The organism is Streptomyces sp. Xyl84 (genome assembly GCF_059731885.1).
On sequence record NZ_AP029183.1, the window covers coordinates 1,388,605 to 1,405,645 of the forward strand.

At 71.8% G+C, this 17,041-nt stretch carries 14 protein-coding genes; 9 read left to right on the top strand and 5 right to left on the bottom strand.

Going from position 1 to position 17,041, the window contains the following annotated elements:
• The first annotated feature begins 1 nt into the window (after position 1).
• From iolC to AC6I72_RS37520, 8 genes are all read left to right on the top strand, one after another.
• Positions 2-976, top strand: coding sequence for a 5-dehydro-2-deoxygluconokinase (gene iolC, locus AC6I72_RS37485; protein ID WP_498006262.1), 975 nt, complete (start codon positions 2-4; stop codon positions 974-976).
• A complete protein-coding gene (locus AC6I72_RS37490) occupies positions 976-1,854 on the top strand; it encodes a Cgl0159 family (beta/alpha)8-fold protein (protein WP_498006469.1) in 879 nt (292 codons plus the stop codon). Before iolC ends, AC6I72_RS37490 begins: the two co-directional genes overlap by 1 nt.
• Positions 1,851-2,822 (top strand): 5-deoxy-glucuronate isomerase, encoded by a 972-nt coding sequence (gene iolB, locus AC6I72_RS37495; RefSeq protein ID WP_498006263.1) that lies wholly within the window; start codon positions 1,851-1,853, stop codon positions 2,820-2,822. The genes AC6I72_RS37490 and iolB overlap by 4 nt, the downstream gene beginning before the upstream one ends.
• A complete protein-coding gene (iolD, locus tag AC6I72_RS37500; RefSeq protein ID WP_498006265.1) occupies positions 2,819-4,819 on the top strand; it encodes a 3D-(3,5/4)-trihydroxycyclohexane-1,2-dione acylhydrolase (decyclizing) in 2,001 nt (666 codons plus the stop codon). Before iolB ends, iolD begins: the two co-directional genes overlap by 4 nt.
• A gap of 23 nt (positions 4,820-4,842) precedes the next feature.
• On the top strand, positions 4,843-6,342 hold the full coding sequence (locus AC6I72_RS37505; protein ID WP_498006267.1) for a CoA-acylating methylmalonate-semialdehyde dehydrogenase: 1,500 nt from the start codon (positions 4,843-4,845) through the stop codon (positions 6,340-6,342).
• Between the two features lie 465 nt (positions 6,343-6,807).
• Positions 6,808-7,422 (top strand): DUF6817 domain-containing protein, encoded by a 615-nt coding sequence (locus AC6I72_RS37510; RefSeq protein WP_498006269.1) that lies wholly within the window; start codon positions 6,808-6,810, stop codon positions 7,420-7,422.
• Positions 7,423-7,514: 92 nt separating this feature from the next.
• Positions 7,515-8,045 carry an SRPBCC family protein gene (locus tag AC6I72_RS37515; protein WP_498006470.1) on the top strand — a complete coding sequence of 177 codons (531 nt, stop codon included), beginning with the start codon at positions 7,515-7,517 and terminating at the stop codon, positions 8,043-8,045.
• Between the two features lie 939 nt (positions 8,046-8,984).
• A complete protein-coding gene (locus tag AC6I72_RS37520; protein ID WP_498006271.1) occupies positions 8,985-10,292 on the top strand; it encodes a hypothetical protein in 1,308 nt (435 codons plus the stop codon).
• A 226-nt stretch (positions 10,293-10,518) separates the two neighbouring features.
• On the opposite strand, the gene AC6I72_RS37525 is transcribed toward AC6I72_RS37520, so the two are convergent.
• From AC6I72_RS37525 to AC6I72_RS37535, 3 genes are all read right to left on the bottom strand, one after another.
• Positions 10,519-11,538: a CorA family divalent cation transporter gene (locus tag AC6I72_RS37525; protein WP_498006273.1), complete on the bottom strand. Its 1,020-nt coding sequence runs from the start codon at positions 11,536-11,538 to the stop codon at positions 10,519-10,521.
• Between the two features lie 187 nt (positions 11,539-11,725).
• Positions 11,726-12,547, bottom strand: a complete 822-nt coding sequence (locus tag AC6I72_RS37530) for a YhjD/YihY/BrkB family envelope integrity protein (protein ID WP_498006275.1) — start codon at positions 12,545-12,547, stop codon at positions 11,726-11,728.
• A 416-nt stretch (positions 12,548-12,963) separates the two neighbouring features.
• A complete protein-coding gene (locus AC6I72_RS37535; protein WP_498006277.1) occupies positions 12,964-13,887 on the bottom strand; it encodes an aldo/keto reductase in 924 nt (307 codons plus the stop codon).
• A gap of 176 nt (positions 13,888-14,063) precedes the next feature.
• Here AC6I72_RS37535 and AC6I72_RS37540 point away from each other — a divergent pair, with 176 nt between their 5' ends.
• Positions 14,064-14,984 (top strand): helix-turn-helix transcriptional regulator, encoded by a 921-nt coding sequence (locus AC6I72_RS37540; RefSeq protein ID WP_498006279.1) that lies wholly within the window; start codon positions 14,064-14,066, stop codon positions 14,982-14,984.
• Positions 14,985-15,261: 277 nt separating this feature from the next.
• Here the strand turns inward: AC6I72_RS37540 and AC6I72_RS37545 are convergent, their stop codons facing one another.
• The gene (locus tag AC6I72_RS37545; protein ID WP_498006281.1) at positions 15,262-15,663 is read right to left on the bottom strand and encodes a hypothetical protein; all 402 of its coding nucleotides are present in this window, start codon (positions 15,661-15,663) and stop codon (positions 15,262-15,264) included.
• Positions 15,664-16,012: 349 nt separating this feature from the next.
• On the bottom strand, positions 16,013-17,011 hold the full coding sequence (locus tag AC6I72_RS37550) for an AraC-like ligand-binding domain-containing protein (RefSeq protein ID WP_498006283.1): 999 nt from the start codon (positions 17,009-17,011) through the stop codon (positions 16,013-16,015).
• Positions 17,012-17,041 lie beyond the last annotated feature (30 nt).

The following is a 17,041-nucleotide window of genomic DNA, read 5'->3' on the forward strand; positions in this document are numbered from 1 at the left end:
GATGACACACGAGCTCGTCGCCCTCGGGCGGACCGGGGTCGACATCTACCCGCTCGACCACGGCGTGGGCCTGGAACAGGTGCGGACCTTCGAGAAGTTCCTCGGCGGGAGCGCGGCGAACGTGGCGGTCGCCGCCGCCCGCCACGGCCGCAGCACCGCCCTGATCAGCCGGGTCGGCCGCGATCCCTTCGGCAGGTACGTCCGGCGCGAGGCCGCGCGGCTCGGCGTGGACACGGCACACCTGACGGCGCTCACGACGACGGGCGGACCCCCCACTCCGGTCACCTTCTGCGAGGTCTTCCCGCCCGACGACTTCCCGCTGTACTTCTACCGGTACGCCGGCGCGCCCGACCTGCTGGTCGAACCCGGCGAACTGCCGCTGGAGGACATCCGGCAGGCCGCCGTCTTCTGGGCCACGGTCACCGGCCTGTCGGCCGAACCGAGCCGGGCCGCCCACTTCGCCGCCTGGCAGGCCCGCGGCCGGCGCGGCCCCACCGTCCTCGACCTCGACTACCGGCCGGTGTTCTGGGCCGGACCCGAAGCGGCCAGGGAGCAGGTGACCCGCGCGCTGGAACACGTCACCGTCGCCGTCGGCAACCTCCAGGAGTGCGAGGTGGCCGTCGGTGAGACGCAGCCGCACCGGGCCGCCGACGCCCTCCTCGACCGCGGCCTCGAACTCGCCGTCGTCAAACAGGGACCCAAGGGCGTGCTGGCGGCCACCCGGCACGAGCGGGTGGAGGTCGCGCCCTTCCCCGTCGAGGTGGTCAACGGCCTCGGTGCGGGCGACGCGTTCGGGGGCGCCCTCGTCCACGGCCTGCTCAGCGGCTGGGACCTGACCCGGGTCATCGAGTTCGCCAACGTCGCGGGCGCCGTCGTCGCCTCCCGCCTCGCCTGCTCCACCGCCATGCCGACCACGTCCGAGGTGGAGGCCTTCCTCGCCTCACGGTCGCTGGTCCGCGCCGAAGGGACCGCATGATGGACGCCGCCCAGCTGACCGGGATACGCGCCCGTGAGCCCGAGCGCATCGAACAGTCGTGGCGGAAACGGGCCCGCCGCCCGCGGTGCGGGCCGGACGGCCGCCTGCTCGTCGTCGCCGCCGACCACCCGGCCCGCGGCGCCCTCGGGGTCCGGGGCGACGAGGGCGCCATGGCGAGCCGCACCACCCTCCTCGACCGTCTGGCGACCGCCCTGTCACGGCCGGGCGTCGACGGGGTGCTAGGCACCCCCGACCTCCTCGACGACCTCCTGCTCATGGGGGCGCTGGAGGACCGGATCGCCATCGGGTCGATGAACCGGGGCGGACTCCAGGGATCGGTCTTCGAACTCGACGACCGGTTCACCGCGTACACCCCCGAGGCCATCGCCGCCCAGGGACTCGACGGGGGCAAGACGCTCACCCGGATCTGCCTCCAGGACGCCGGCACCGTGGCCACCCTGGAGGCGGCGGGGAAGGCGGTCACCGGCCTGGCCGAGCACAGCCTCATGGCCATGGTCGAGCCGTTCCTCGCGGTGCGGGAGGACGACCGCGTCCGCAATCTGCTCGACCCCGACAGCGTCATCCGGTCGATCCAGATCGCGAGCGGGCTCGGCGCGAGCAGCGCGCACACCTGGCTCAAGCTGCCCGTGGTCGACGAACTCGAACGGGTCCTGGACGCGACCACGCTGCCGACCCTCCTGCTCGGCGGTGACCCGCAGGGCGACCCGCACGACACCTACGCCGCCTGGGGCGCGGCCCTGGAACTCCCGGCCGTACGGGGACTGGTCGTCGGACGCGCCCTGCTCTACCCGCCCGACGGGGACGTGGCCGCCGCTGTCGACATCGCGGCCGAACTGGTCCACGGGAGCGGCGCATGAGCCACAGCACCCGATGGGTGCGGCCGCTGGGCACCGCGGGCGGCGACGGCTGGGAGGTCGCCGTCACCGCCGCCGGCCAGGACTGGCACCACACGAGTCTGCGCGTGGCGGCCCTGACCGCCGGGGACAGCCGCACCGTCGCCGCCGGGGACTGGGAGCACGTCGTCGTCCCCCTGCGCGGTGCCGTCCATGTCACCGCGGTGACCGCCGACGGCAGCACCCACCAGGCACGACTCGCGGGCCGGACAGGTGTCTTCGCCGGACCCACCGACACCGCCTACGTGCCCGCGGGTTCCCGGATCACCCTGCGGGCGTCGTCCGGCCCGGCCCGCGTCGCCCTCGCCGGGGCCCTGATACCGGGCGCCTCCGCCGCCGGCTCGCCCGGCGGTCACACCTTCCGGCACGTCGCCGCCGCCGACGTCCCGGTCGAGCGGCGGGGCGCCGGTCCGGCCTCGCGGCAGGTGCGCAACTTCGGCACGCCCGATGTCCTCGCCGCCGACTCCGTCATCGCCTGCGAGGTCGTCACATCGGCCGGCAACTGGAGTTCGTGGCCGCCGCACAAGCACGACACCGAGCGGGAGGGCAAGGAGACCGCCCTGGAGGAGATCTACTACTTCGAGACGGAGCCGGCCGGCACCCGCGGCACCGACCCCGTCGGCTACCAGCGCGTCTACGCCTCCGACCCCGGCCGGCCGATCGACGTGCTCACCGAGGTGCGCACCGGCGACGTCGTCCTGGTGCCGTACGGCTGGCACGGGCCCGCGATGGCCGCGCCGGACGCCCACCTCTACTACCTCAACGTCATGGCCGGCCCCGGCCCCCGGCGTGCCTGGCTCATCTGCGACGACCCCGCGCACGCGGGGGTCCGCGACACCTGGGCCGGCCTGCCCTTCGACGAGCGGCTCGCCCCGCCGGGGACGGGCGCGGCGGCCCCCTCCCACGCCCCCGCCGAAGGAGGCACCGCATGAGCACGGCACGGTCCGCGACGGTACGGCTGACGGTGGCGCAGGCGACCATGCGGTTCCTGGCCGCCCAGTGGTCCGAGCGCGACGGCGAGCGCGGACGGTTCTTCGCGGGCGTCCTCGGCATCTTCGGTCACGGGAACGTCGCCGGCGTCGGCCAGGCACTCCTCCAGCAGGAACAGCAGTCCGGCGGCCACCCCGGCCTCCCCTATGTCCTGGCCCGCAACGAACAGGCCATGGTGCACACGGCGGTCGCCTACGCGCGGCACAAGGACCGGACGCAGACCTGGGCCTGCACCGCCTCCGTCGGCCCCGGCTCGACCAACATGCTCACGGGCGCGGCGCTGGCCACCGTCAACCGGATCCCGGTGCTGCTGCTGCCCTCCGACACGTTCGCGACGCGACCGAGCGCGCCCGTGCTCCAGGAACTGGAGCAGCCCTCGGCCGCGGACATCACCGTCAACGACGCCTTCCGCCCCCTGTCGCGGTTCTTCGACCGGATCACCCGGCCCGAACAACTGCCCTCGGCGCTGCTGGGCGCCCTGCGGGTGCTCACGGACCCCGCCGAGACCGGTGCGGCGACGATCGCCCTGCCCCAGGACGTGCAGGCCGAGGCGTACGACTGGCCCGTCGAGCTGTTCCACGAACGCACCTGGCACATCGCCCGCCCGCCCGCCGAGGCGGCCCGCGTCGCCGAGGCGGCCGCCCTGGTCCGCACGGCCCGGCGGCCCCTGATCGTCGCCGGCGGCGGCGTCCACTACTCCGGCGCCGAAGAAGCCCTGGCCGCGTTCGCCGAGGCGACCGGCATCCCGGTCGGTGAGACGCAGGCCGGCAAGGGCGCGCTGCCCCACGGCCACCCGCGGCAGATGGGCGGCATCGGCTCCACCGGGACGACCGCGGCCAACGCGCTGGCCCGCGACGCCGACGTGGTCATCGGCGTCGGCACCCGGTGGACCGACTTCACGACGGCGTCCCGGACGGCCTTCCAGGAGGAGGGAGTCCGTTTCGTCAACATCAACATCGCCGGCTTCGACGCGGGCAAGCACGCCGGCCTGCCGGTCGTGGCCGACGCCCGCGAGGCCCTCACCGCTCTCGCCGGCGCCCTGCACGGCTACCGTGTGCCCGCCCGGCACGCCGAGCGGCAGGCCGAGTTGTGGCGACGGTGGAACGAGCGGGTCGAGGACACCTACCACCCGGGCGCCGAGGTGACGGACCGACTGGCCGACGGCGTCCTCACCCAGGGGACGGTCCTCGGCTGCGTCAACGAACTCACCGATCCCCGCGACGTCGTCCTGTGCGCGGCCGGGTCGATGCCCGGCGACCTGCACAAGCTGTGGCGCGTGCGCGACCGCAAGGCGTACCACGTCGAGTACGGCTACTCCTGCATGGGCTACGAGATCCCCGCCGCACTCGGCGTCCGGCTCGCCGACGAGACCCGGGACGTCTTCGCCATGATCGGGGACGGCGGTTACCTCATGATGCCCACCGAACTGGCCACCGCGGTCCAGGAACGGATCAAGGTCGTCGTCGTGCTCGTCCAGAACAACGGATTCCACTCGATCGGCGCGCTGTCGGAATCGCTCGGCTCCCAGCGGTTCGGCACCCGGTACCGCTACCGCACCGCCGACGGGCGGCTGGACGGCCCCCACCTGCCCACCGACCTCGCGGGCAACGCCCGCAGCCTGGGCGCCCACGTGATCGAGGCGCGCTCGCGCGCCGGACTGCAGGCGGCCATCGCCGAGGCCAAGGCGTGGCCGGCCGACGGCGGTCCCGTCGTCATCCACGTGGAGACCGATCCGCTCGTCCCCGCCCCCGGGAGCGACAGCTGGTGGGACGTCCCCGTCAGCGCCGTCTCCACGCTGGACTCGACGCGGCAGGCCCACACCGTCTACGCCCGTCACAAGAAGGCCCAACGGCCGCTGCTCGCAACGGCGCCGCAGCCGGAGCCGGCCCGGCCGCCGCACGAGGACACCCGTGCCCGGCACGTGAGGAAGCAGCCTTGACCGCATCACCGAAGGAGCCCGCCGTGAGCGCGCCGACGCGCATCACCCACTTCATCGACGGCCGCCCGTGGGCCGGCCCGGCCGGCCGCACCGCCGCGGTGCACAACCCGGCCACCGGAGAGCGGACCGCGGCCGTGGACCTCGCACCGGCCGGACTGGTCGGCGCCGCCGTGGCGTCGGCGAAGGCCGCGTGGGAGGAGTGGCGCGACCTCTCGCTCGCCAGGCGCGTGCAGGTGCTCTTCACCTTCCGCGAACTGCTCAACGCGAGGAAGGAGGGGATCGCGGCCCTGATCACCGCCGAACACGGCAAGGTCCTGTCGGACGCCCTCGGCGAGGTGACCCGCGGACTGGAGGTCGCCGAGTTCGCGTGCGGCATACCGCACCTGCTGAAGGGCGGCTACTCCGAGAACGCCTCGACCCGGCTGGACGTCCACTCGGTCCGGCAGAGCCTCGGTGTCGTCGCCGTCATCTCGCCGTTCAACTTCCCGGCGATGGTGCCGATGTGGTTCGTCCCCCTCGCCCTGGCCTGCGGCAACGCCGTGGTGCTCAAGCCGAGCGAGAAGGACCCGAGCGCCCCGCTGGCCCTGGCGGCCCTGTGGAAGGAGGCCGGCCTGCCCGACGGCGTACTGCAGGTCGTCAACGGCGACAAGGAGGCCGTCGACGCGCTCCTGCGCCACGAGGACGTCAAGGCCGTCTCCTTCGTGGGTTCCACACCCGTCGCGCGGTACGTCTACGAGACGGGCGCCGCGCACGGCAAGCGCGTCCAGGCCCTGGGCGGCGCCAAGAACCACATGCTGGTGCTCCCCGACGCCGACCTGGACCTGGCCGCCGACGCCGCCGTCAACGCCGCCTTCGGTTCGGCCGGAGAGCGGTGCATGGCGATCTCCGTGCTCGTCGCGGTGGAACCGGTCGCCGACGCACTCGTCGCCAGGATCACCGAGCGGATGCGCGCACTGCGCACCGGCGACGGCACCCGCGGCTGCGACATGGGCCCCCTCGTCACCCGCGCGCACCGCGACAAGGTGGCCTCCTACCTCGACGCCGGCGTCGAGGCCGGTGCGGTGCTCCTGGCCGACGGCCGTGAGGGCGACTTCGACGCCGAGGGCGACGGCTTCTTCCTGGCCCCGACACTCTTCGACCACGTCGATCCGGGGATGCCGCTCTACACCGACGAGATCTTCGGCCCGGTGCTGTCCGTCGTCCGTGTGGCGTCCTTCGAGGAAGGGCTGAAGCTCATCAACGACAACCCCTACGGCAACGGCACGGCGATCTACACCAACGACGGAGGCGCGGCCCGCCGCTTCGAGCACGAGGCCGAGGTCGGCATGGTCGGCGTCAACGTGCCCGTCCCCGTGCCCGTCTCGTACTTCTCCTTCGGCGGCTGGAAGAACAGCCTCTTCGGAGACAGCCACGCCCACGGCGTCGAGGGCGTCCACTTCTTCACCCGCGGCAAGGTCGTCACCTCCCGCTGGCCGGACCCCGGCCACGGCGGCCTCGACCTCGGCTTCCCCCAGAACGCCTGAGCCCAGTCCCCCGGCCCGGCACCGGGGCCTGCCGCCCTCGGCACCGTGCCGTGGGACCTCGCCGGCCGGGCGGCCGGGCCCCCGGTCAAGCTGAAGACCGAACCGGGCTGGGACATCGAGCCGCTGCGCGCGGTGCGGTCGGGTGGCCCCCTGACGGCCCGCCCGCGACGGTGATCCCCTTGCGGGCGGCCCGTCCGAAGCGGGGCCAGACCGCAGCGAACACGATCGCCCCCGGGATGTACGTGAGCACCGGCACCCGGGACCCCGCAGGTCACCCCGAGTCGCAACACCCAGCTCCACCTGGGGTGAGTGGAGTGATTCCCGGGATTGACCGGGGTGCCGAGGTGCCGGAAGATCACTGCAGGGCGCCCAGGCGGCAACCCGGCTTGTGCCTCGGCACGGTCCTGGACCGGCGAGGCGCTGTGCGGGTGCCGGCCAACTCATGACCGAAGGGACACGGACGCTGTGCCTGCTCTCCCTGCCTCGACTGACCGGGCTGTCACCCTGCTGCGTGACTTCGGTGCCGAAAGCATTCCCCACCCCGGCGGCACCCTCCTCACCCATCTCCAGCGTGTACAGGCGCGGCTGGCGGCGTGGAAGGCCCGTCCGGCCCTCCAACTCGCCGGTCTGTGCCACGCGTTCTACGGCACGGACGGCTTTCCCACCGCACTGCTGCCCCTGGACCGCCGCGATGACCTGGCGGCGGTGATCGGCGCCGAGGCCGAGGCCATCGTGTACCTGTACGCCTCCTGCGACAGGAAGGCGACGTACCCGGATCTCCACCAGGCCGACGCTGCCTTCCACGACAGGTTCACCGGCCGCTCCCACGTGCCAGGTCCACAGGTGCGCCGGGACTTCACCGAGCTGTCGGCGGCCAATGAAGTCGATCTCGCCATCATCGACCCCGCCTTCCGTGACACGTGGGGCCCCGCGCTGCTCGCCCTGTTCACCAGAGTGCGGGACCTGCTCAGTGCCGGCGCCTGGCTGGAGTGCCGCACGGCTCTTGCCACCCCTGCCTCCGAGCAGGCGGACCGACCCGCCGCTTCCACCTTGCCGGCGGGGAAGGCGGACCAGAGCTGAGACGGCCGACAACCGGCCGCAGCTCTTAAGAGCCTGTTGCGTCAATGGATCAAGACCGTGGACCGATTCCGGAATCTGACATGGGGGACGACATGCGATGTGCCGATGGCCCGAGCGTGCACTGCGATGTTCATGTCGAGGCAGACGTGGCGCGAGTCTGGGAGCTGGTGACCGACATTCGCCTGCCTGCCCTGCTCAGCCCGGAGCTGCAGCGCGTCGCCTGGCTCGACGGCGCGGAACGGCCCCTGGTCGGTGCGTGCTTCGAGGGCTACAACCGGCACGGGCAACTCGGCGAGTGGCGGACTGTCTCCCACGTGGTCGAGCTGGACGAACCGCGGAAGTTCGCCTGGGCCGTCACGGATGCGGACGGCCGATACGGAGAACCGACGTCGGACCCGGCGAGACCCATGGCGTCCTGGTGCTATGAGCTGGAGGCCGAGGGCGGGGGGACCCGGCTGCGGCAGTCGGTTCTCATCGGGCCGGGCCGTAGCGGAGTCACGCTGGCCCTCGAGCGCCGGCCGGACCGGGAGGAGGAGATCATCGCCTTCCGGATGAAGGAACTGCGCGCCGGGATGGAGGCCACCCTTCGCGGGATCAAGGCGCTTGCCGAGGACGGCAGCTGAGACGTCGTGTCGTCCGGTCTGCTCTCGTGACCGGCTTCACCTCGGGTGTCATGGGATCGCACCGGAGGAGAAGGCAAGGGCAGGCATGGCGGGTCCGTCCTCCAGTGGACGCCTCAGCCCACACACACGGCGCGCAACCCCGCGAAGATCGTCTTGCAGGCGGCCACCGATCACCGGGGCCGGCCGACGAGAGGACTCCTCACGACGAGCAAGCCCACGGCGGCCCTCGTGGGCGCCGGCGGCACCGGTGGCCCGCCGGCCGCCCTGCTGTCCCGCTCCGGCCACCGTCGCGGCCGACGGCGACTTCACCGGGGAGAACGCCGCCTCCCACGTCGGTGAGGTGCGCGAGGCCCGCAGGGCGGGCAGCAGCACGCCCGCCGCGGCCGTCACCACGACCAGGCCGGCGAAGTCCGCCGCAGGACGACGAGCGCCAGGGCCGCGTCGCAGGCCGGTGCGACGACGCGCGGGCAGCGACCGGACCAGGCCATCCAGGCCGACGGCACCGCGGCCGCCTTCCCGCCCGCCAACTGTTGCTCCCTCTCTCCTCCCGCAGACGCGCAGACGCGCAGACCGCAGGGCCGGCCGGCACAAGTGCCGCGAACCGGCGGGTACCTCCAGGTGGGACAGCGCCCGCACGCGGCCCATCCTGCTCACTGCGCGATCCGAAGCCGCCGGCCCGCGTCACCGTCGAGACCGTGCCGGATCTTTCCTGGGACGTCCCCGGGTGTGCGCGCCCGCCGGCCCCCCTCCTCCGACCGGGCGAACCTGCGCAGTCGGGCGGCGCAACCAGGCGCGCTGCCGAATGTCGTCGTCCTTCCCCGGTGGTTCTGTGTGACACATGAGCGTCAGTCGTAGCCGGGCGATCCGGGTGGCGCGGTGGGAGGAGCGAGGCGGCTGCCGCGACCGCGACACGCCGATCACATGCCGGAGGAGCAGGCGATGGCCCCCGATGCGGACCGACCCCCGGGCTCCCCGCCGCCCGACCGGGACTCCGAGCTGGAACAACTGCGCTCACGCGTGGCCGCGTTGGAGTCCGCCAGGAGCACCCGGGCCACGCGCCACCGCTGGAAGTCCTTCCTGGCGGCACTGCTCGTGGTCGTCGGCTGCGTCCTGGTCCCCCTCGCCGCCGTGGCCGCATGGGCCGCATCCGAGGTCGACGACACCGAACGGTACGTCGCCACGGTGGCTCCCCTCGCGTCCGATCCGGCGGTGCGGGCGGCTGCGGCGAACCGGGTCACCGACGCGGTGATGCAGCACATCCGCCTGCCGGACCTGCTCGAAGGCGCCGCGCCGGCCGACAGGCCGCGGCTGGAGAAGGCACTCGGCGTGCTGGCGAACCCCCTGGAGAAGGCTGTCCGCGGCTTCGTCCACAGCAAGGCGGAGGAGGTCGTCTCCTCTGCCTTCTTCCAACGCGTCTGGACCGACGCCAACCGCCGGATCCACGGTGCGATCGACAAGGCGCTGACAGGCGGCGGCGGCGCCGTGCGGATCAACAACCAGTCCGTGACCGTCGACCTGGCTCCGGTGGTGGACCAGGTCAAGCAGCGCCTCGTCGGCGAAGGCATGACGGTCGCCGCGAGGATCCCGCAGATCCACACCGACATCACCGTCCTGCGCTCCGACAAGCTCGGTGAGCTGAAGAGCGGTCTCAGACTGCTGCGGATCGCCGGCCTGTGGCTGCCGGTGCTGGCGGCGCTGCTCATCGTCGGGGGTGTACTTCTCTGCGCCCGCCCCCGACGCGTCCTCGTCGCTGCGGTGCTCGGCGCCGCGTTCGCCATGCTTCTCCTCGGCCTCGCCCTCACGGTCTTCCGCGAGGTGTACCTGAACGCCCTGCCGGACTCCGTCTCCGCGCCGGCGGCCGGAGCCGTCTACGACGCGCTCGTCCGATTCCTGCGCACGTCCGTGCGCAGGATCGTGGCGCTCGCCGTGGTCATCGCGCTGGCCGCCTGGCTGACCGGCCGGGGGCGGCGGGCGGCGTTCGTACGGGACGCGTGGAGCTCGGGTATCCGCGCGGTCCGCACCACGGCGGCCCGGACGGGCTTCGGCACCGGCCCCGTCGGCCCTTTCGTCCACCGCTACCGGACCTGGATCACCTGGGTGCTCGTGGCGGCAGCCGTGGTGACGTACGTGCTGTGGAGCTACCCCACCGGATGGGTGGTCCTCGTCATCGCGCTGGTGCTGCTGGCCGCCATGGCGGTGGTGGAGTTCCTGGACGACCCGGCGGCACCGCGCGCACAAGGTCACTAGGCCCTGTCGGCCCCCTCGTTCGCATCATGCCGGGCTCGCGGGGTCCGGCACCGCACCTCGCGGCGTTGCCGTCGGCTCCATGGCTCCGCCGGCCGCCCTACTCCTCCGCCTTGCGATGTTCCCCCTGCCCGAACGGCGTGGCAGGTGCCCCATCACCGGGCCCCGCTCCCTGACCCGCCCTGAATCCGGACGAAAGACCCTGGCCGGTTGTGCCCCCCAGGACGACTCACCCGTCGTCCGTACCGTCGTCGCCGCGCAGTCTCCGCCAGATACGGGTGCGGTGCAGCGCGTAGAGCGCCATGAACAGGACGCCGGCCTGCAGACCCACGGCGAGCAGCCAGAAGACGGCCCGGCTCTCCATCTCGTCCGTGAGGTAACTGAAGTTCATGCCGAAGTAGCCGGTCAGGAAGGTCAGTGGCAGGAAGATCGTCGACACGATGGTCAACCTGTTGATCACGCCGTTCTGCTCGCCGGACGCGAGGGAGGAGTAACTGGCGAAGGCCCGTCGGGCTGCCTCCTGGAGGGCCTCGACGTCCGTGAGCACCAGTCTGCCGGTGTGCTGGAACTCCCGGGCCAGGCGCTGCCGCTCTTCGGGGAAGCCGCGGTTCAGCATCCTCCTGGTGAAGGTCTCGTCCGTCACTTGCAGGAAGGGGAGCAGGGCGTGATGCAGCAGCGCGGCGTGCCGTCGCAACCGGGCCAGCCGGTAGACCTGCTCCGGACGTCGCTTGTCGAACATCTCGTCCTCCAGGTCCTCCACGGCCAGGAGGGCCGCCACAGCGCTTCTGCGGAAGGTCTCCAGAGCCTCCTGGAGCAGCAGGAAGAGTACGGCCACAGGGTCGGGAGGTGCCTCGTGCCGCAGCCGTCCGGCGAGGCTGCGCAGGGGCGTGGCCGCCTCCCGGTGGAGTATGACCAGGTGCCGCTCGGTCACCAGGACGTGAAGGTGCACGATCCGGTCGTCCTCGTACGCGGGAACGGCGAACGCCGCTCTGTCCCCGAGGAAGTCGGCCCGCACGTCCGCACCGAGCCTGCCGAACCACCGCGGGGTCTCGGCTTCCAGACCGAGCTGCTCCACGACGGACGGCTCGTCGGACGTCGGCTCGCCGGACGTCGGCTCGCCGGACGACGGTTCGCCGGGCAGGAGGACGTCGACGAGCAGGAAGCCGGACACGGCGAGCCGTCGGCGAGCCTCCGACAGGCCGATGCGAGCAACGCTGCCTTCCGGCAGCGACACCACCGATACGATCATCTTCCCTCATCGCCGTGACGGTCCGTGCTTCCCACCGTGCGCGTGATCCGGCGCCCCCGCACATGCACGCGTGCACACGCCTGACCTGCCGCCCCCTCCGGGTGACGTCGGTGTTTCCGCGTACGCCCCCACGGCTTGGCGTCGCCGGGACGGACTGGTACGCCGCCCCGCCCCGTCACCGCCGCCCTCACCGCGGGTGCCGGCGCGGCGCCGGCCGCTCAGCCAGCAGCGCGCCCACGGTCACCCCGAAGGTGATCGCGACGCACACCGTGATCAGCCAGGACAGCATGGCAAGGACCATGCCGAGCGAGCCGTACTCGGCCACGGCACGGTTGAGGGTCGCGGGTACGTAGAGCCGGGCGGTCAGACTGAGCGCGGTCGTGGCCGCCGCGGTGAGGAGCGCGCCGGGCAGCAGCCGAGTCCAGGGAACGCGGGCGGCGAGAAGCAGGTGCTGCGTCCACAGCCACACCCCCGTGGCCACCAGGAAGAACAGCGGTGTGCCGAGCCACAGGCCGACACCGAAGCCGTCCCGGATCGGCCCCTGCAGGAGGACGACCCCGACCAGAGCGAGCAGCCAGATCACCCAGCGCCAGGCCGCGATACGGGTGCCGGATCTGGGCAGGCGCCAGGCGCGCTCACACACCCGTGCCATGGCGCGGCTGAAGCTGGTCGCGGAGAGCAGAGCGATCAGCAGGCCCACGACCCCGGTGGTCTGGCGCAGGCTCTTGCCTTCCGGATTCGCCAGGACCTTCTGGAGTTCCTCGTCGGACTGCCCCGTGAGCCCGAACATGGCACGCAGCGACCTCAGAAGCTCGTCGCGCACACTCTGCGGGGCGAACGCGGCGAAGGCGAAGAGGAGAGGAACCGAGGCCAGGAATGCCTGCGCGGCCAGCCTGGTGCCGGCGTCCAGCGCGTTCACGGACAACAACCGGGCCGCCATTTCGTCCACGAACGGGGAGCGGCGTTCGACGAGGGCCCGCAGACGCGTACGCCACCCCGTCCATGTCATGGCCGCCCCTCCTCGGTCGTACGCCGTGTTGTCGAGGGCCAGTCAACGATCCCGGCCGGGCAGGAGCGAGTACAGCTGGCCCGATCGGGCGCACGGCCGACGGAGAAGGGCTCCTGCCATGCTTCCCGCGGGCCGGCTGCCGGCCTCGGCGGCGACGGAACGCACGCTGGTGTCGGACAGCCTCGTCCGCCGCCACGACCCCGCGGCCTCCCCGGACGGGCCGCGGGGCTCCGCAGGAACCTTCAGCCTCTGCACCCCCCTCTCTGCGGACCCTCTCGTCCGCGCCACAGCCGTCCTCGGGCCACGGCCGGGTCCGTGGTCGACGGGCACGACTCAGCGGCGCCTCGGGAGTGTCCGCCGGCAGCTGCGCGAGAGCCGCTGTCCGGATCTCGCCCCTTCTCCGGTTCCGGCGATTGCTACATCTCGTGCTCCCACCAGCCGCGCGTGTCGACGCCCGCCGCATCCGCCAGCGCCTCCAGCTCCGCGATCTCCTCGTCGGCGAGCTCGATGCCGCGAGCCCGGACCAGCCCGTCGACGTAACCCGCCTTCGTGACCCCGATGACCGGGGTGGTCCCCTTGGCGATGGCCCAGGCGGTGGCGACATCGGCGGCGGACGCGCCCCGGTCCTTGCCGATCACCCCCATCCGGTCCGTCAGCGCCTGCAGCTGGGGCAGGATGCCGTTGTACACGGCCGCCCGGCTGCTCCCCTGCGGCAACGGGTCCGCCGGGCTGTACCTGCCGGTCAGCGTTCCTTGCTCGAGGACCATGTAGGAGAAGAACCGTACGTCGTGCTCGCGGCAGTGGTCGAGGATGCCCGCGCGCTCAGAGCTCCGGTGCAGGAGGCTGTAGTGGTTCTGGACCGCCTCCACGCGGAAGCCGGCCTCGCCGAGGATCCGGTCGGCGAGAGCGATCTCCTCCAGGTTGTGGTTCGAGACGCCGACATGCTTGATCGTGCCGCTCTTGAGCAGCGGGATCAGAAGCGGCGTCCAGCGTGCCACGTCGGCAGGATTGTGGATCCAGAACAGATCCACATAGTCCGTACGCAGCCGGTCGAGGCTCTGCTCCAGCATGTCCGCGACCGGATCGTCGCCGTCACCCGCGAGCTGCGGGGTGAACTTCGTCGACAGCTGGTACTCGCTGCGGTGACAGCCCGTCAGCGCCTTGGCGAGGGCGGTCTCCGAGCGGCCCATGCCGTACGCCACGGCGGTGTCCCACAAGGTGAACCCGTTCGACTGCGCCTTCTCCACGACCTCTCGCAGGCCGGACTCGCTCAGCCGGCTGCCGAAGTAGCCGTCGCCCGCCTCGCCGCTGTCTCCCCAGGCCCATGTGCCCAACGCCACCGCCGGCACTGTCAGCGCCTTGCTCGTCACGTCTTGCCTCCGTTGTCCGTTCTCGGGATCGTGTCGGAACGTTCGAACCCCAGGAGACCGTGACCGCCGCCACCGGAGAAGGTCGCGTCTATGGGGTTACAACCTCGACCCCCTTCGCGCCGTGACCGGTGGCTACGATGAATGACATGGACCAACCGCCCGGAAACCGCGGCGACATCCGGGACTTCCTCGCCGGCCGACGCGCCAGAATCACTCCGGCGCAGGCCGGACTGCCGACCAGCCCCCGTCGCCGGGTCACCGGGCTGCGGCGCGAGGAGGTCGCCGTCCTTGCCGGTGTGAGCACGGAGTGGTACACGCGGCTGGAGAAGGGGCACATCGGCGGCGTGTCCGAAGACGTCCTTGACGCGGTCGCTCGTGCCCTGCGACTGGACGACGACGAACGCACCTACCTGTTCGACCTGGCCCGGTCGTCGCGGCACGCGAGGCGCACGCCGTCGCGTCGCAGGGACGTCGAGGTCCCGCCCCGGGTCCAGTGGCTGCTCGACTCCATGACGATGTCCTCGGCGTTCGTACGCAACGGCCACACGGACATCGTCGCCACCAACCCCCTGGCCCGGGCCCTGCTCGCGCCGATGTTCGACAGCGCCACCATCGACAAACGTGGCCGCCCCAACATCGCCCGCTACATCTTCCTCGACCTCGGTGCCCATGACTTCTTCGTCGACTGGTACGCCGCCGGCGCCGCCACCGCCGCCCTGCTGCGCGCCGAGGTCGGGCGCGAGCCCCGAGACCGGGCACTGCGCGAACTCGTGGGCGAGCTGACCACCCTCAGCCCGGAGTTTCGCAGCCGATGGGCCGCGCACGACGTCCTGATGCGCCACGACGGCGTCAAACGGCTCCAGCACCCCGACGTCGGCCACCTGGAACTGACCTTCCAGTCCCTCGACCTCCCCTTGTCGGGCCGAGCCGTGCACGACCTGATCATCTACACCGCCGAACCCGGCAGCGCATCCGAGGACCGGCTCAAACTCCTCGCCGTCTGCGCGGCCACGCGATCTCGGGCGGCACAGCCCCCCAGCCGTTCTCCTCAGCCCGGGCCGCTCTGATCCGTCGCGGTTCGCCTCGGCGGGAGGCCGGAGCGGGAACTCGGCCGGCCGCGCGGAACACCCGTACCCGTTGATCACCGACTGTCGTCTCGCGCGGGACCGCGGGGCCATGTCCGTGTGCACCGGACGGGCCGAGGGGCCGCAGGGCTACGGCGACGAGGGGCAGGCGCAGACGCCCAAGCCGGCCGGGACTGCATCGCACATGCTTATTGAGAGTGACGTGAGAACGTGATGAGGGGCGCTCCCCACGGGGCCGCCCCTCATCGCGCGGAGCGGATCAGCAGGCGTCGATGTAGCGGATGCCCGCCCAGTTGCCGTGCGGGTCGCCGTAGGGGGCGCCCGGGGTCGTGTAGACGAGCTTCTTCTTGGCGTTGTACATCCTGGCCGTGGTGCCCTTGGACTGGTTGTTGTACCAGGAGCCGCCGGTCCTGGCGGCGATCTTCTGCATGTAGCAGTCCTTGAACTTGAAGACGAGGTTGGAGTAGTTGGCGCCCGCGTAGCCGCAGAAGTAGGACTTCGGGCAGGTGGCCGGCGCCGCCATGATGCGGGCGCCCGCATGCTGCTGCCCCGGAGCCGGGGTGGTGGCCTGGGCGGTGCCGGCGGCCGTGGCCATCGCGAGCAGGGCGCCCGTCACGAGGGCGGTGCGTCGGATTCCGGTGCGGTTGGTCGTGTGCTTCATCGGTCTCTCCCCTTCCAAGGGTCATCCGGTGCGCTGCTCATGGGGTGCTGTGGACGACCCCGAACCGCCCGAAGGGGCGTGCAGCGCCTGGTGTCGCTTTCGACTGCGGGCCGGCCGGGTTCGCGGCCGTGTGATGAGGTGGCAGTAGGTGGCGCAACGGGGACGTCGAACTCTTCAGCGATCTGCTGGGCGGCCCTGTCCTCCCGAAGCTGACGCCGCCGCACCGCACCGCGTGGCCGTCCCGTGCGCCGTGATGTGGAACCTCCTCCGTCGGCTGCCAGTTCTCCGGCCAAGGTGGTCGACGCCACCTGTGGTCACTCGATCGTCGCCAGAAGCTGTCCGCAGTGCCTTAGCCGGGCGCGCCAGGTACTTGGCTCCGTGTGCCGGCCCGAGGGCTGCGGTGGTGTGCCTGGTTCCTGAAGTCACTGGGGGTGATGCCGTGCAGAGCGCGGAACGCTCGTGTGAAGTCCGGGGCATGGGGGAATCCCCAGCGGGCTGCGATGGCCTGGATGGGCACGTGACTCTTCAAGGGGTCGGCCAGGTCGCGACGGCAGCGTTCGAGGCGTCGGTTGCGGATCCAGGACCGGACGGTGACGCCATGCTGCTGGAAAAGCCTGTGCAGTGAGCGGACCGAGATGTGGTGGGCTGCTGCCAGCTCACTCGCGGTCAGGGCGGTGTCACCGAGGTGACGCTCGATGAACGAGGTGATGCGCATGTACAGGACACGTTGACGGGAGTCGGAGGGAATGCCGCTCTCCAGCTCCAGGAAGTGCGCCAGCGTGGCAGTGACCAAGTCCAGGCCCAGGGTGCCGAGTCGCACGGTGTCATGTGAGGTGTAGCTCGTGCCGTCTTCTGCGAGGTGGGTGAGGAAGGCTGTCAGCAGCCGCCCCATTCCCCGGTCTCCGGGAAGGGCACGGCAGAGGAGCTGACTGACGTGGCGGGCAGGTAGGGGCAGCAGTGTGCGGGGGAACTGGATGAGGATGCATCCGCCGTCGGCGTACGTCTCGAAGGGGCGCGAGCTTTCGAAGAACAGGAGTTCACCCGGCTGGACCGCAGCACGATTGCGATTCTGTTCGATCACATGCGGACCGGAGCTGGTGACGCCGAAGGCAAGGATCTCCGGGTCCGATGCGCGGATCAGCGCAGGGGTCCTTCGCGTGAGGTAGGGCGAGTAAGACATCGCTGAGACCTGGACTGCTCCCAGCGGCATCGTGCTGACCCGTCCGCGGAAGACATCTGTACCGATCGGCGTGAACGACGTCGGCATCACCGCGTCCGCGATGACCTGCTCCCACGCAGAGAGAGCATCCCGCGCCGGGAAGTCGTCGCTGTCGAAGACCTTCTCCACGGCCCCCCCAAGCCCCGCGGCTCGGCGCCG

Excerpts from the sequence above, each read along its gene's own strand:
- AC6I72_RS37525 (WP_498006273.1), bottom strand. The coding sequence starts at position 11,538 with ATGATCGTATCGGTGGTGTCGCTGCCGGAAGGCAGCGTTGCTCGCATC.
- iolD (WP_498006265.1), top strand. The coding sequence starts at position 2,819 with ATGAGCACGGCACGGTCCGCGACGGTACGGCTGACGGTGGCGCAGGCG.
- AC6I72_RS37540 (WP_498006279.1), top strand. The coding sequence starts at position 14,064 with ATGGACCAACCGCCCGGAAACCGCGGCGACATCCGGGACTTCCTCGCC.
- AC6I72_RS37490 (WP_498006469.1), top strand. The coding sequence starts at position 976 with ATGGACGCCGCCCAGCTGACCGGGATACGCGCCCGTGAGCCCGAGCGC.
- AC6I72_RS37520 (WP_498006271.1), top strand. The coding sequence starts at position 8,985 with ATGGCCCCCGATGCGGACCGACCCCCGGGCTCCCCGCCGCCCGACCGG.
- iolB (WP_498006263.1), top strand. The coding sequence starts at position 1,851 with ATGAGCCACAGCACCCGATGGGTGCGGCCGCTGGGCACCGCGGGCGGC.
- AC6I72_RS37545 (WP_498006281.1), bottom strand. The coding sequence starts at position 15,663 with ATGAAGCACACGACCAACCGCACCGGAATCCGACGCACCGCCCTCGTG.
- AC6I72_RS37515 (WP_498006470.1), top strand. The coding sequence starts at position 7,515 with ATGCGATGTGCCGATGGCCCGAGCGTGCACTGCGATGTTCATGTCGAG.
- AC6I72_RS37530 (WP_498006275.1), bottom strand. The coding sequence starts at position 12,547 with ATGACATGGACGGGGTGGCGTACGCGTCTGCGGGCCCTCGTCGAACGC.
- iolC (WP_498006262.1), top strand. The coding sequence starts at position 2 with ATGACACACGAGCTCGTCGCCCTCGGGCGGACCGGGGTCGACATCTAC.